General features: G+C 63.9%; 10 protein-coding genes and 4 pseudogenes. 9 read left to right on the top strand and 5 right to left on the bottom strand.

Going from position 1 to position 14,286, the window contains the following annotated elements:
• Positions 1 to 257: 257 nt before the first annotated feature.
• The 5 genes from gspD to ASF57_RS05575 all read left to right on the top strand — a co-directional run bounded on the left by gspD (position 258) and on the right by ASF57_RS05575 (position 6,494).
• Positions 258 to 2,504 carry a type II secretion system secretin GspD gene (gene gspD / locus ASF57_RS05600; RefSeq protein WP_244476827.1) on the top strand — a complete coding sequence of 749 codons (2,247 nt, stop codon included), beginning with the start codon at positions 258 to 260 and terminating at the stop codon, positions 2,502 to 2,504.
• Entirely contained in the window at positions 2,446 to 3,123 is a 678-nt protein-coding gene (locus ASF57_RS05595; RefSeq protein WP_056480951.1) for an A24 family peptidase, read from the top strand. Before gspD ends, ASF57_RS05595 begins: the two co-directional genes overlap by 59 nt.
• Positions 3,124 to 4,344 carry a type II secretion system F family protein gene (locus tag ASF57_RS05590; RefSeq protein ID WP_056480949.1) on the top strand — a complete coding sequence of 407 codons (1,221 nt, stop codon included), beginning with the start codon at positions 3,124 to 3,126 and terminating at the stop codon, positions 4,342 to 4,344.
• A gap of 12 nt (positions 4,345 to 4,356) precedes the next feature.
• Positions 4,357 to 4,806, top strand: a complete 450-nt coding sequence (gene gspG / locus ASF57_RS05585) for a type II secretion system major pseudopilin GspG (protein ID WP_244476826.1) — start codon at positions 4,357 to 4,359, stop codon at positions 4,804 to 4,806.
• A 596-nt stretch (positions 4,807 to 5,402) separates the two neighbouring features.
• Positions 5,403 to 6,494, top strand: coding sequence for a class I SAM-dependent methyltransferase (locus ASF57_RS05575; protein WP_082503718.1), 1,092 nt, complete (start codon positions 5,403 to 5,405; stop codon positions 6,492 to 6,494).
• A gap of 22 nt (positions 6,495 to 6,516) precedes the next feature.
• Here the strand turns inward: ASF57_RS05575 and ASF57_RS05570 are convergent, their stop codons facing one another.
• From ASF57_RS05570 to ASF57_RS05560, 3 genes are all read right to left on the bottom strand, one after another.
• Entirely contained in the window at positions 6,517 to 7,386 is an 870-nt protein-coding gene (locus ASF57_RS05570) for a type II secretion system protein GspK (RefSeq protein WP_056480942.1), read from the bottom strand.
• A gap of 1 nt (position 7,387) precedes the next feature.
• Positions 7,388 to 8,071 carry a hypothetical protein gene (locus ASF57_RS26190; protein WP_056480940.1) on the bottom strand — a complete coding sequence of 228 codons (684 nt, stop codon included), beginning with the start codon at positions 8,069 to 8,071 and terminating at the stop codon, positions 7,388 to 7,390.
• A gap of 97 nt (positions 8,072 to 8,168) precedes the next feature.
• Positions 8,169 to 8,636: a GspH/FimT family pseudopilin gene (locus ASF57_RS05560; RefSeq protein WP_056480939.1), complete on the bottom strand. Its 468-nt coding sequence runs from the start codon at positions 8,634 to 8,636 to the stop codon at positions 8,169 to 8,171.
• Positions 8,637 to 8,951: 315 nt separating this feature from the next.
• On the opposite strand from ASF57_RS05560, the pseudogene ASF57_RS25460 reads away from it, so the two are divergent.
• A pseudogene (locus ASF57_RS25460) lies at positions 8,952 to 9,209 on the top strand (helix-turn-helix domain-containing protein); the annotation flags it as partial.
• A 59-nt stretch (positions 9,210 to 9,268) separates the two neighbouring features.
• Positions 9,269 to 9,906: pseudogene (locus ASF57_RS24425) on the top strand (IS630 transposase-related protein); the annotation flags it as partial.
• A gap of 260 nt (positions 9,907 to 10,166) precedes the next feature.
• Here the strand turns inward: ASF57_RS24425 and ASF57_RS05545 are convergent.
• The gene (locus tag ASF57_RS05545; protein ID WP_056480934.1) at positions 10,167 to 11,192 is read right to left on the bottom strand and encodes an IS110 family transposase; all 1,026 of its coding nucleotides are present in this window, start codon (positions 11,190 to 11,192) and stop codon (positions 10,167 to 10,169) included.
• A 73-nt stretch (positions 11,193 to 11,265) separates the two neighbouring features.
• Here ASF57_RS05545 and ASF57_RS26765 point away from each other — a divergent pair.
• Positions 11,266 to 11,897 (top strand): annotated as a pseudogene (locus ASF57_RS26765) (transposase); the annotation flags it as partial.
• A gap of 73 nt (positions 11,898 to 11,970) precedes the next feature.
• Positions 11,971 to 12,186, top strand: a pseudogene (locus ASF57_RS05535) (transposase); the annotation flags it as partial.
• Positions 12,187 to 13,148: 962 nt separating this feature from the next.
• On the opposite strand, the gene ASF57_RS05530 reads toward ASF57_RS05535, so the two are convergent.
• A complete protein-coding gene (locus ASF57_RS05530) occupies positions 13,149 to 14,240 on the bottom strand; it encodes a TRAP transporter substrate-binding protein (RefSeq protein WP_056184449.1) in 1,092 nt (363 codons plus the stop codon).
• Positions 14,241 to 14,286: the final 46 nt, after the last annotated feature.

Below are 14,286 nucleotides of genomic sequence, written 5' to 3'. Positions count from 1 at the left end.
TTTAATTGAACAGAATTTGTAAAGCATGTGTCTAATCAGGCACAGCGAGTTGAGAAAGCCTATTTATAGTGATTGTCCCCGTGGGCACGGGCAGGAATGAGGGGTACGTTAACGTAACGCCTGGATTGGAAAATCTTCTCATGCTCTTGATGCGACTCTGCCTCGCCTCGGTCTGTTGCGTGGGACTTCTCGGCGCCGTCGCCTTCGCCCGTGATGCCACTCCCCCACGCGCAAGCTTGACGGGCCCAGAAACCCAGATGGACCTATCGGCGCGTCCGCTCCGCCGGATGGTCGCGGGCAAGCCGTCACGGGATGCGGTCGTCGCACCGGATCGTGGCGAGGGGCGGACGTATAATTTTAGTCCCGAGGATGTTGAGGCAACAGCGAGCCTCGGCTCCGAAGCCGTGGAGATTGGGACACAGCCCGGCGAAGCTGGCAGCTACCGTCTGAATTTTGAGCGGGCTGAAGTGAAGGACGTGGTCCATGCCATTTTGAACGATACGCTCGGCCTTAACTACACAATGGCTTCCGACGTCGCCGGTCAGATTACGATCTCTTCGCCCCGGCCAATGACCCGCGCCGAATTACTCTCAGCGCTAGAGACGGTTCTGTCGGGCCAGGGCTACACCATGACCCGCAACACCGGCGGCTACCGCATAACATCAGCCGCCACCAGCATCGGCAACGTCAGTTTTGGAAACGCGCAAGCGCCGGGCTATGGAGTCTCGGTAGTTCCGCTCCGTTACGTCTCAGCCGCGGTGATGTCGAAGCTGGTGTCGGGTTTTGTCACAGAGGCCGATGGCCTTCGCTTCGATACCGGCCGCAACACGATCATCGTGAAAGGTCCTGGGCCACGTCGCCAGGAGGCTGTAAGCGCGATCCTAGCCTTCGATGCAGATTGGATGCGGGGACAATCGGTGAGCCTGTTCGAGCTGCGCCGCGCGCGGCCGGAGGCAATCGTCGCCGACCTCACGCAGTTGTTCGACACCGGCGAAAACGGGGCGAGTTCGGGCCTGATCCAGTTCAAGCCGATCGCTCGGCTGCGCGCCGTGATGGCGATGTCAAAGAACCCGTCCTTAATCCGGCGCGCGGAAACCTTTGTGCGCAAGCTCGACAGTACTGTCGAGGCAGCCGAGGAAACGGTGTTCATCTACAAGGCTCGCTATCGAGACGCGAAGGAGCTGGCTCGCGTCATCAACGGCCTATTCGGAACGGGCAACTCCAACACCAACACCCCGACGCAGGGCGCTGGGCTCGGCGGTTTTAACAGCGGTGGACAAGGACAGGGCCGCAATTTTTCCGGGGGCACCCAGAGCGGCGGTCTGTACGGAGGCAATTCTAGCTCCGGTTATGGCGGGCTTGGACAGGGCGCTTCCGGCAATCAAGGCGGTGGCCAGCAGAACACCGGCGCCGACCTCCTCCGAGCGCGGTTCGCGTCGGCCTTTGGCGATACCATGCCGAACAATGGCATGGCCGACGGCGGCGGTTCATTTGCGACCGGTGGTGGTAGCGACAGCCTCGATCTAACCCGACGGGGCAACGGGGCGCGGCGCGTTTCAATCAGCGCGGACCCGTCGAACAACTCGGTTATCACCTATGCCGACGGCGAGACCTACAGGAAGATCAACGCAGCATTACGCCAACTCGACGCAACCCCAGCGCAGGTGGCGGTCAACGTGACCATCGCCGAGGTAACGCTCACCGATCAGCTCAAGTACGGGGTGCAATACTTCCTCGACTCAAAGAATATTGGGCTGGGCAAGGGCAGGGGATCGATCGGTCTGCTGAGCGCAGCAGCAGCAACGGCAGGCGGCGCCACCAACGCGCTGACGGCAAGCGCCGGCGGGGGCTTCAATTTCCTCGTCGGTGGCTATTCCGGCCCTGACGTGGTGCTCTCGGCGCTTGATGGCTTCACCGACGTGAAGATCCTGTCCTCGCCCTCCCTCGTGGTGCTGGAGAACCAGCCCGCCTCACTCCAGGTCGGCGATTCTGTGCCGATCACAACCACGCAGGCACAGGGCATCACCGTACCCGGCGCGCCGCTTGTCAGCCAAGTAGAGTTCCGTGACACCGGTATCATCCTCAACGTGGTCCCGCGTATCGGCCAGAACGATGCCGTTACCATGCAGATCGAGCAGGAGATCTCGGCGGTGGTCAGCGCCTCGAACACCCTGACCCCGACGATCTCGAAGCGGCGGGTCGCGAGCACGATCTCGGTGGCCAACGGACAGACGGTTCTGCTCGCCGGCTTGATCAGTGAGAAGCGGCAGGTGTCCCGCGACGGGATCCCGTTCCTTGATCGGCTTCCCAGCGTGGGGGACCTGTTCAGCTCCGTAGACAATGGCGCACAGCGGACCGAACTGGTGGTATTCATCCGTCCCGTTGTTGTCCGCTCGGGACGGGACGCGCAGCGGGTGGCTGAGGATTACCGGGGTAAACTGCTCGATGCAGGCGCCCGACGCGGTGCCGCACTGCCCGCTCGCCGCCCGGTCTACAAGCCTTGATCGACCGCGCATGTTGGTCAGACGCATCGAGACGAACGATTTCGCCGGGCTCGTGATTGCCGTTGCAGTCTCCAGCGCGGCATTAGCAGCGTGGGCTGGTCCGGGTCCGATGGCTACCGGCATCGTCGCCATCGCTTTGGCCATCATCGGCTTGCGGATTGTCTGGCAGGATCTGGCGGATTTTACGATTCCTGACGCTGCGACCCTTGCTCTCGGATTGATCGGCCTCGCAGGTAGGATCGGCGACGGCGCCTTTCTGGGCACCCACCCGGTCACGACCATCGGTTTCGCAGCCGTTGACGCCGCGATTTGCGGCGGTGTTCTGCTTGCACTACGGGAGACCTATTACCGCCTCCGCGGGCATGACGGCATCGGCCTTGGCGACGTAAAGCTCGCCGCCGCCGGTGGCGTCCTGCTCGGGACCGTTGGGCTCTCCTTAGCGATCCTTAGCGCGAGTCTGACCGGCCTCGCGATCGTCGGCGCGGGCCGGATGCTGCCCGTCCTGGCGCGTGCAGTTCAGGTGACCGACCGGATCGCTTTTGGCGCTGTCCTCGCCCCCGCGCTCTGGGCGACGTGGCTCGTGGGGCAGATCCTGCCCAGCGCACTGGGGCATCCGTAGATGTCGACCTTCGCCTACATGGCCCTGGATGCTTCGGGCAAAATCCTTGAGGGGACGATGGAGGCCGGAGCGAGCGGCGAGGTCTTCGCCCATCTCGACCGTGTCGGGTGCACCCCGATCTCGGTGAAGGCGGAAACCAAAGGGACGCGGTCGACAGGGCGCTCGCTGCGGGACTGGCTGACGCCGGACCCGCGGCCCGAGGACATTACCAGTCTAACTTTAGATCTGGCGATGTTGCTCAAGGGCGGCGTCGCGCTCACCGAGGCGCTGCAAATCCTCTCTCAGATGGAGAGCCGTAGCTGGCTCGTGCGGGTGCTGCGCGACCTTCACGCGGCGCTCAGCCACGGCAAGAGCCTGTCTGAGGCGATCTCCACGCACCCGAAGCTGTTTCCACCCATCTATGTGAAAATGGTTGAGGTCGCTGAGACCTCCGGGCGGCTGGAGGAGGCGTTGAGCGGCCTTGCCGCCGAGCGCCAGCGCGGTGAGCGCCTGCGTAAGCGCTTCATCTCTGCGATCTCCTACCCTTGCTTCCTCGTGGTCGCGGCGGTGGGGGTGCTGTTCTTTATCCTGATCTACTTGATTCCAAAATTCGAGGTCGCGCTGCAGGGCTTCCGCGACAAGATTGACCCTTCTGCCCTCGTAGTGTTCGAGATGTCGGGATTTCTTAACCGCAACTTCGACGTCGTGGTGTTATCAATGGCCGGCCTTCTCGGAAGCGCCGTGGTGCTCAACCGGATCGGCAGCGAGCGCGGGCTTTGGCTCGCCCTGCTCGCGCGCCTACCATTCAGTCGCGCGGTTCTAGCCAACGAACTCACCGTTACCTTCTGCCGAACGCTAGCGATCCTGGTGCGCAACCGCGTCGACATCTCCACGGCGCTCCGCCTAATCCGCGGCGTCGTGCGCCTTCCCGGTGCGGGCCTCGAGATCGACCGGGTCGTAGCCGACGTACGCCAGGGCCAGCGCCTTTCCGAGACCCTGTCGCGCGGAAAGCTTTTTCCCCGCCACGTGGTCCAGATGCTGCGCGTCGGTGAGGAATCCGGCGATCTCGCCGACAGTGCGAGCCGCGTTGCAGTGTTTTACGAGGCCAAGCTCGACTCAGCCTTGGGTCGCGTCATCGCAGTCGTGGGGCCGACGGTCATGGTTGTGGTAAGCCTCCTGATCGCGTGGCTCATCATCTCGGTGATGACCGCGCTTATGAGCATCAACGACCTTCTGGTCTGAGGTTTCACGCCGATGATGGTTTCCGTGCGTTCCCGCTTTGACCGATCCGGACGTCCCCGGCGCGATGCGCAGGGAGGATTTACCCTGGTCGAGTTGCTAGTCGTATTGGTGATCCTTGGCCTCGTCATGGGCCTCGCAGGTCCGCGCGTTCTTGGCTACCTATCGAGCTCGCGCGACAAGGCGGCCAAGCTACAGATGGAGTCCTTCGCGTCGGCGCTTGACTTGTTCTACCTCGACAACGGTCGCTATCCGTCAACGAGCGAGGGCCTGCAATCTCTGGTTCAGCGTCCAGCGGCGGCCGATAACTGGAGCGGCCCCTACCTCAAGCAGGGCAACGTGCCGGCGGACCCCTGGGGACGACCCTACGAGTACCGGACGCCAGGCAAGACCGCCCCATACGCCATTCTCTCGCTCGGCGCCGACGGCGTGAAGGGCGGCAACGGCGTAATTGGCAAGGAATGATGTCCAGGGTTCGAAGGCATCCTCGCGATCGCGGGGCATCGGCGGGCTTCACGCTAGTCGAGGCGCTCGCGGCCTTCGCCATCGTGGCGGTCCTGAGCCTCGTGGTGCAGCGGGGTGTAGTACAGTCGCGCGCTGGACTAGTGGCGGTGGAGGACAGACTCGCCGCCGAGCGCGTCGCCCGCTCGCTTCTCGCTGAACCGCTGCACGTAACGGATATCAACAGGGGCGGACGCACCGGTACCCTGAATGGCTACCACTACACCATTCGTCTAGGGGCTCTGGAGCTTCCCTTGCCTGAGCCCGAGCGAGACGCGGAGGACGTCTGCCAGCTAGCAGTCAGCGCCTGTGATCCGGCAGATCTCGCGAGACATATTCGCTGGATGCCAATGCGCCAGGACATTGAGGTTTTGACCCGCCGCGGAACGGCCGTTACGGTTGAGACGATCCGGCTGGGGCAAACGGCATCGGCCGATGCCGCGGGGCGGTAACATGATCGCGACTGAGACAGAGCCAAAGCCATCGCGACCCGGCCGAAACTGGCTCACTTCCAAACCTCCAGTCTTGCGACGCGGCGCAGGCGGAAAGCAATCCGTGTGATGGCTCTCGCAACTTTCCTAAAACGCTTCAAGAAAGATGCGCGCCAGATTCCAGATCCGATTCCTCCTAAGCTGGAGGCAGCCTCTACTCGGTCTGCGCCAGCCCCAACGGAACCAGCATCTGCTGCGGACGAAACGCTCTCGAGCGAGCCGGTCGCGCCGGACGAGACCACGTGGCGGCAGGTGCTCGACCCCGACTGGGAGGCACGGCGCCAAGTGCTCGACTGGAAGGGCCTGCCGAAGATCCACGACTACGTCGCTCGGCTTATGACCGGCCGCTCCACCGCCGAGCGTGGATTGTGGCTCGACTGGACTCTCGACCGCCACCTCGCACCCCTACGCGAGCGCCTCGGTCGCGATCTCAGCCTCGCTTCCTTCGGCTGCGGTCCGGGCGGGATCGAGGAGGCAATCTTGCGTCAGGGAAACTGGCCGCTTTCGAAGATCACGCTTTACGAATACGACGCGGCCCTGCTCGCGGACGCCCGGCGTAAGATCGAACCGTTTCCGATCGAATCTGAGTTCCTGGCCTTCGATTTCAACCACCCGCCCCCGATCGATCGCAGCTTCGACGTGGTGTTCTTCTGCCACTCGCTCCACCATTGTGCCGACCTCGAACGGTTCCTGCCTTTTCTCAACCGGATCGTTTCGCTGGACGGCCTGATCCTCGGACTCGATTATTTTGGACCGCCGCGCCTTCAGATGGACCGGGATGCCCGCCGGCTCGCCGACGAAATTTTTGCCTACATGCCTGAGCACCTGCGGCGGAACCTCAAAGCAGAGCAAGACGATCGGATCGACGTGCGCTTGACGCTGCCAACGATCCCGGCGGTGGCCAGCTACGATCCGAGCGAAGCACCCCGCAGCGCCGACCTTCGCTCGATGCTGTTTGCGGCTTTCGACGTGGTCGAGGTGCTGCCGATGGGCGGCACCCTACTGCGAAATCTGCTGGCCGACCGCGCCGGAAACTTCCGCAGTGAGAGCGACATGGCGATCCTCGACCTCACGATGATGATAGAGCGGATCGCGATCGAGACCCGGCTTGTCGCCTCGGACGACCTCTATTTTGTGGTGAAGCCGAGCAATCGGATATGATCGCAACACCCGCTAAGACCGATCAGCGCTCCCAAGCAGTGACGTAGTACGGCGCGTCGCGGGCAGGAGCACGGGCTAAGATCACAGCAACGCTGCGGTTGGCCCCTGACGCTGTGGCGACCGTGACCCGAACGCGGAACGCTGTGCCCCGCGCCGTAGTGATAAGCGGTTGCTGTTTTGGCATTATAACCTTGAGTTGATCGGCCATCGTCGTACGCGGCGCGGAACGAAGGGCCACGACTTGCGCTACGAGGCTTGAAGTCATCTCAGGGAGTGCCATCAGAACCGTTTCCGAGGCTTCCAGCACGTTCACGCGGCCCTGTGCGTTGTCGACGGTGAGCAGGGGCGCGAGAGCTGCAACGTCGTCATCCGAAACGTCGGCCACCCAGCGGAGTTCTGACACGGTTCGGAAGCCGTCCTTGCCGCGGCCAACGGGCTTGGCGGCGAGATTGATCTTGGCCGGATCAATGTTTTCAGGCTGCTTGTCCTCGTAGCGGTCGCGCCATTGAACCACACGGGCAGCGAAGGCCTCGGGCTTCAGCCCGGTCAACCCAGCGGTGCGATAGGCGCCTGCCAGCAGAACGGGATCGGACCAGTTCAAGTCGATCCGGCCGGATTCATCGACCGCGTACAGGGTGATCGTGCCGCCGTCGAGAACGATGCGCTGGTCGCGGATCCTCGCCGTGGAGAGCTTCAATGCGAACAATTCGTGGGCTGCGAGATCGATGCCAGAGCGGACCATCGCTTCCAGTTTCAGGTCGTCGGTGCTGCCGCGGACGCCGTTGATCGCGGAGCGGACCATCAGCGCCGTCCCGCCGGCGAGGCTCAGGAGTAGGGCCATGATGCCGAGCACTGCCACCAGGATGAAGCCGGCCTGCCGGCCACTACGCATCTCAGCGCCCCCCCGTCGCGCCCATGTTGCGCGTCGGCGCTCCATGCTTTCCCTGTTCTTCGACCGAGCGCGGATCAAAGCGGCTGCAAAATGATTTTTGCGGCGCAGCGCAGCCCGCCTCTGCCTCAATCCGGAGAGGGACGCGAAGGCTCGACAGGATCTCGCCGCTCGCGGGATCAGTAAATGAAACGCGAACTGCGATCGGCAGCGCCTCGCCCCCTGGCCAGGCATCGAGCACGAGTTCAGGACCGCCAGCACTGGGCGCTACGACATAGGCGAAGCGGACTGGGGCAGGGCCGATGTAGATCGTGTGCGGGGGGGCAAAATCGAGGGCAGCCTCGTCGCGGTCGAGGGGCGAGAGCGACGCCTCGGCGCGAAGGATGGCGCTGCCGTCCTTTGTTTCTGTTCCCTGCAGTCGGATTGCGAAGCTGCTGGGAGGGCGATCCGCGTCGGAGCGGTCTAGAGAAAACAGCATTCGATCTGGCAGCCCCGTGAACACGAAATTCCGTGGGCCGGGACCCGCCCAGCGCGCTCGCGCGATCGATCCTATATCGCGGGCGAGCGCGGAGAGAGCGTGGCTGGCGACATCCATGCGTTCGGTGCGCTCCGCCGTCTGGTCGGCTTGCCGAGACATCAATCCCAGCAGCGACCCGACCGCGACGAGGATTATTGCGCCGATCGCCATCGTCGCTAGAGCCTCAACCAGCAGGAAGCCGGCCGAAGACGGCCGTGCTGGCGCGGCGCGGAAACGGCGTGCTATGCGTGCCGCATGGGCACTCCGGTCACTTCTCAAAGCGAGCGCCCCGGTCGATTACGATCGCGGCGGTCTGCGGATCGACTCGGACCGACAGGATGCCGGCCCGGTCAGCCCGCATCAGGAAGATCTCCCCACCCGACGCCCGCCCGTCTGGTAGGAAGCGGATGCCGTCAAGCGCGGCGCCGGAAACGCGCAGCAGAAGGTTGGCCGGAATAGCGACCACGCCATTCTCGCCGCTGGACAGCACGCGGCCACCGGCTAAATCGACTATGCTCGTCACTGGACGCCCGCTCCTGACTGCCTGGTCGCGGTCGGCTCGGAGGATGGCTATAATTTCGAAACCCTTGACCCGCAGGCTGGTCGCGCTCCCGGAGAACGATACCCGCGGCAGGGAGAGCGCCGCGATCAGACTGATGATCGCCAGGACCAACGTCATCTCGATCAAAGTGAAGCCCGCATCTTTCTCGCGGGAGGAGGCGACGACTGGTGTCATGCGCTTATTCGAGAATCCTGACCCTGCGGCGGAAATTCGGCCGCGGGAAATCCGCTTATGAATGAAGCACTTTCATCCAAGCGCGTCGAATTCGAGGCGTCGCGGGAGACACTCAGATGTAGTGTTCGAAGAAAAATACGGTTTAGGTCGAGAGCGATGGCGTCCGCTGGGACAGACAGAGGATCTGTGCCGGGCATGAGCACCACCTTAAAGTGCCCAATTGCTAGAGCGGTGTCCGATCGGCTTGAGTCGACTGGGGTTTCGAGGGCGGCGCAGATGTGATTCGATGCGCGGCTTTCCAAGGAGGAGAGCTGGATGCCCTCAGCCCTGTCAGCCGATCTGCGTGAACGCGTCGTGGTGGCGATCGAGGCAGGCGCCTCACGCCGGGAAGCCGCTAAACGGTTCAAGGTCAGCCCCGCCAGCGCCGTGCGCTGGCACGAGACCTTCGTGCGGGAAGGGCGCACATGGGCAAAGCCGATGGGCGGCGATCAGCGCTCGCACGCCATCGAGGCCCAGGCCGACCTGATCCGGCAGACCTACGAGGCGAAGCCCGAACTGTTCCTGCGCGAGGTGGGGTTTCGAGGGCGGCGCAGATGTGATTCGATGCGCGGCTTTCCAAGGAGGAGAGCTGGATGCCCTCAGCCCTGTCAGCCGATCTGCGTGAACGCGTCGTGGTGGCGATCGAGGCAGGCGCCTCACGCCGGGAAGCCGCTAGACGGTTCAAGGTTAGCCCTGCCAGCGCCGTGCGCTGGTACGAGGCCTTCGTGCGGGAAGGACGCACATGGGCCAAGCCGATGGGCGGCGATCAGCGCTCGCACGCCATCGAGGCCCAGGCCGACCTGATCCGGCAGACCTACGAGGCGAAGCCCGAACTGTTCCTGCGCGAGCTACGCGCCCGACTGGCCGAACACGGCCTGCGGGTCGGAGTCAGCAGCCTGTCCCGTTTCTTCAAGCGCCACGGCATCACGCGTAAAAAAACACCGGTCACGCCGCCGAGCAGGATCGGGAGGACGTGAAGGCGGCCCGCCTGGCCTGGTTCGAGGGCCAGCCGGCGCCACGGCATCACGCGTAAAAAAACACCGGTCACGCCGCCGAGCAGGATCGGGAGGACGTGAAGGCGGCCCGCCTGGCCTGGTTCGAGGGCCAGCCCGACCTCGATCCGGACAGCCTCGTGTTCCTCGACGAGACCGCGACCAACACGAAGATGGCGCGTCGCTACGGGCGGGCTCCACGGGGCGAACGCTGCCGGGTGGCCGTGCCGTTCGGACATGTGTGGACGCCCCTTTGGATGCAAGCAGAATCTCTGGACGGGCGCGGTGCGTGATCGGGTGCTGCCATGTGTCCGGCCTCTAATGCGGCGGGTCACATGCCGCGGGCCCGTATGGGAGTACGAAGGTCAAGACCACATCACTGGAACGCGCTCGAAGCGCTCCCCGAACGGCTGGTTTTCTCGACCCCGTCTCACCGACGTTGCGCCATACCTGTCCGTCGACCTCCTCACACCCTCCGACTGCCTCGCGTCCGCCCCGCCTACGCGGTGACGGCCGGAGCTCGGTAGATCCCACCCTTCGTCAGAAGGGCCCACGCGATGCGCGCGTTCTTGTTCGCCACAGCCACGATGACCAGCATCGGCGGCTTTCGCGCGAGCATTTGGCCGAGCCATGAGTCGGCCGGGACGCCCTTGCGCTTAGCCCAGCGCACCACCGCGCTGGCCGCGATGATGAGCAGGCGTCGCAGCGTTCGCTCGCCCATGCGCGAGGTGCGGCCGAGGCGCTCCTTGCCGCCGGTCGAGCGTTGTACTGGAGTCAGCCCGACCCAGGCGGCGAAGTCGCGACCCGAACGGAACGTCTCTACGGGCGGGGCCAGAGCCTCGATCGCGGTGGCGATCAACGGGCCGATGCCCGGCACGCTCATCAGCCGCCGAGCCGTATCGTCGGCCTTCGCGCGTGTGGCGATCTCGGCATCGAGGGCTGCGGTCTGTTCCTGCAGGTGGCGGAACGCACAGACGAGCACGGCAAGGCTTGCGCGGGCGGCCGGAGGAATGTCCGAAGCGGGATCCTCGATCTGCGCGATCAACCGCTCGATGTGGGCGGGCCCCTGCGGCGCGATCAGGCCGTACTCGGCAAGATGGCCGCGGATGGCGTTGATCAGCTGGGTGCGCTGGCCGACCAGCACGTCGCGGGTCCGGAAGATCACCGCGGATGCCTGCTTGGCTTCGCTCTTCACGGCAACGAAGCGCATGGTCGGACGCTGCGCGGCCTCGCAGATCGCCTCGGCATCGGCCGCGTCGTTCTTCTGGCGCTTGACGAAGGGCTTCACGTAGGCCGGGGCGATCAGCTTGACCGTGTGACCGAGCTTGCCGATCTCGCGGCCCCAATGATGCGCGCCGGGGCAGGCCTCCATCGCCACGAGGCAGGGCGGCTGGGCCGCGAAAAATGCCAGTACCTGATCGCGCCGCAGCTTCTTGCGGAAAACCGGTGCACCGGCGGCATCTGCGCCGTGCGCCTGAAAGACGTTCTTGGCCAGATCCAGGCCGATGGTGCTCACCTCTGTCACGGACGCCTCCCTCGGGTGGTTCACAACACCACCACTCTGGCACATCAATGCCGTCGGGGGGCGTCCACCCCATCACTGGAAGACCATCACAGTCACGGCGGGGCTACGGGCCAGCGGCCTGACGGCGACCGCGCTCTTCGACGGACCGATGACCGGCGCTCGCTTCCGCAGTTATGTCGAGGAGACCCTGATCCCGACCTTGAAGCACGGTGACACGGTCGTGCTCGACAACCTACCCGCCCACAAGGTCAGCGGCATCCGCGAGCGCATCGAGGCAGCCGGTGCCCGCCTGCTCTACCTGCCGGCCTACTCCCCCGGAGGCAGCCGGTCCACGATGTGCAGTCGATCCTGCTTCCCGTTGCGGTCTCTCGACTTCCACGATGTGCAGTCGATCCTGCTTCCCGTTGCGGTCACCCCGCTCGAGACACGGTCGTGCTCGACAACCTACCCGCCCACAAGGTCAGCGGCATCCGCGAGCGCATCGAGGCAGCCGGTGCCCGCCTGCTCTACCTGCCGGCCTACTCCCCCGACTTCAACCCCATCGAACTCGCCTTCGCCAAGCTCAAAGCCCTTCTGCGTGCCCACGCTGCTTGCACGCTCGCAGACCTCTCCGACACCATCAAGCAAGCCTTCGGCCGCTTCACACCGGACGAATGCCGTAACTACCTGATGGCCGCAGGCTACGATGCCTTTGACCCAACTTGATCGGGTGCAGCTCTAGCTTTCTGCGTGGGACGCGATCAGTCCACACAAGCCTGGCATGCTAGCTTTCTGCGTGGCCGGTGCCCGCCTGCTCTACCTGCCGGCCTACTCCCCCGACTTCAACCCCATCGAACTCGCCTTCGCCAAGCTCAAAGCCCTTCTGCGTGCCCACGCTGCTAGCACGCTCGCAGACCTCTCCGACACCATCAAGCAAGCCTTCGGCCGCTTCACACCGGACGAATGCCGTAACTACCTGATGGCCGCAGGCTACGATGCCTTTGACCCAACTTGATCGGGTGCAGCTCTAGCTTTCTGCGTGGGACGCGATCAGTCCACACAAGCCTGGCAGGTCCGAGGCGGTCTAGAGCATCGGTACAATGAGCCACGGTGTACGATACGATCATCGGCAGCCCGATAAACAGAACGTGCTCGAAGCCGCACTCGACGCCCTGCCGGCGTTACGGTTTCAGGTAGAGGTCGCTAGCCGTCAGTGGTTCGAGTAGGTCGGCGTCGCTCAGTGCTGCGAACGTCGAGAGGGCGACAGGTTTAGTTTGACGGGACAGGGGGACGGAGCCGCGGCCTGCCGCGACGAAGAGTGACCGGGCCCCAAGCGCTAAATTGATGAACGGATATTCGATGGCGAGCGAGACGAAGTCCTCGATGCTGTCATCCAGACATCCGCCACGACAGAGCCTAAACAGTAGATCGCGATGAAGCGACCGGTGAACTCAGATTTCTCCCGCAAGGCCGAGCGTCGCTGCCCCCAGTTTTTGGATCATGCACTATCTCGCGGGCGGTTGTGGGTAAGCAGCTCTACCTATTGCTCGAAAAGGGCATTCCCTGCTGTCGTCAAAGTCGAGAAAACTTAGCACGTCTGGGATGCGTGATAGCAGTTTCGAGTTCCGCGTCCGCACGCCCGTCGCGATCCAGGCCTCAAGCTCCACGGGGCGTCGCTGTGACCGACGCAGTAGACGACAGAATGTCGCCCAACAGGGTGGAGCACTGCAAAGAACGGCGCCATATCAGCGATAACGGCATTCGCAGACTTAGCGGGGCCCATGTAACTTGGAGCTAAGCTTGGCCAGGGCGAGAACCGGGCGGGCACGTAAGACTTTGTTGCCGAACCGAAACGCGCCGCCGCGGCGCAGGATGGTCAGTTCGGAGAAACGATGCGTCCCGGGTCCTAACCTGCGGATCACGCCCCGGGACATCTTAACCGCTACGTCACAGGCAACGCTTCAGCCCGATCCCGCATCAGTTCTTGGTTCGGTTCCGGATCATGAACCCGTCATAGGTATACTCGGCGACCTGGAACCAGAGATATTCCTCGCCGCGGAAGGCGCGCAGGCTGTCGATGCCTTTCTTGAAGTCCGGGTTTTTTGCGGAGATCTCGGCGTAGACCTCGTTGGTCGCCTTCAGGGCGGCTTCCATGATCTCGTTCGAATAGGGCCGCAATTGTGCCCCCGTGCCGATGAGGCGGCGCAGAGCGGCCGGGTTCCTGGCGTCGTACTTGGCCAGCATGTCGACATTGGCCGCCATGGCGGCGGCCTGAAGAATGGCCTGGTAGTTCTTCGGCAGGCTCTCCCACTTGGCCTTGTTGATGTAGAAGTGGAGCGTCAGGCCACCTTCCCACCAACCCGGATAGTAGTAGAACGGCGCCACCTTGTTGAAGCCGAGCTTCTCGTCGTCGTAGGGGCCGATCCACTCGGCGGCATCGATGGTTCCACGCTCCAGTGCCGGGTAGATGTCGCCGCCCGCGACCTGCTGCGGAACCGCGCCGAGCTTGGCCATGACCTGTCCGGCGATGCCGGCGATGCGCATCTTCAGGCCCTGCAGGTCGGCGACCGTCTTGACCTCTTTACGGAACCAGCCGCCCATCTGCGTGCCGGTGTTGCCGCCCGGCAGCGCGTAGATGTTCTGCTTGGCCATGAACTCGTTGACGATCTCATTGCCGCCGCCGTGGTAGAGCCAGGCGTTCTGCTGGCGGCTGTTCAGGCCGAACGGGACGGCGGCGCCGATGGCGAAGGTCGGGTCCTTGCCGACATAGTAATACCCGGCGGTATGGACCATCTCGACGGTGCCGTTGCTGACCGCATCCGCCGCCTGGAAGGTCCCGACGATCTCGCCCGCGGCGAAGGGCTGGATCACGAACTTGCCGTCGGTGGCATCCGAGACGAACTTCGCGAGCACGTCGGCCGCGCCGTAGATCGTGTCGAGGGATTTCGGAAAGCCGGAACTCAGGCGCCAGCGCACCTCCGGCGCCGACTGGGCGATGGCGGGTGCGGCGACCGTACCCGCGGCGACCGCGCCGAGCCCGGCATTCTTCAGGAATTCGCGTCTCTTCATGGTTTCCTCCGTGTGTTTCCGGGTCGCACTCTGTGAACGCGGGTGC

Source organism: Methylobacterium sp. Leaf117, assembly GCF_001422985.1.
Taxonomy (GTDB): Bacteria; Pseudomonadota; Alphaproteobacteria; order Rhizobiales; family Beijerinckiaceae; genus Methylobacterium.
Note: the sequence above shows the minus strand (reverse complement) of the source record. Positions and strands in the feature narration are given on the sequence as shown.